This is a genomic window from Bacillus cereus group sp. BfR-BA-01381 (assembly GCF_022663555.1).
GTDB lineage: Bacteria > Bacillota > Bacilli > Bacillales > Bacillaceae_G > Bacillus_A > Bacillus_A pacificus.
The window spans coordinates 1-437 of sequence record NZ_JAKUFR010000229.1 but is presented as its reverse complement, the minus strand read 5'-3'; the positions used below and the strand labels follow the sequence as shown (position 1 = coordinate 437).

Here is a 437-nt window from a genome sequence, read left to right as displayed (position 1 = left end):
AAAAGTAATACCAAAAGAAGCCGTTAATAACTATTTAAATTCCCCGGATTCATACCGTTTATTAAAGCTTGAAAAACCAGAAGATGTGTTTTATCATACCGTTCGCTCTATATTCAATACCCTTTCTTTAGCAGATACTATTTCTATAATGGAAGAGTTCTTTTTAAGTAAAATGAATTCCTCACAAGCCAATATGCATATACAACGTATGCAAGCGCGTGAATATGGTTTATTTTGCAAAGAATTATTAGAATTATTACCTAAAGATATTATGTATTGTAGCGATGCTACTTTAAAAATGCTTTTCAATAGCCTTTCTTCTGGAAATTATAAAAAGCATTTTGTTCACTTTTTAGATTATTGTAAAGAGAACTTAAGTAATTGTATTTTTTCTCATACATACAAGATTTCGGCTAAATCTTCCTCTTCAGGTAATA

General features: G+C 29.3%; 1 pseudogene. It reads left to right on the top strand.

The features are described from left to right. A pseudogene (locus MR079_RS28440) lies at window positions 1–437 on the top strand (DNA-binding protein); the annotation flags it as partial.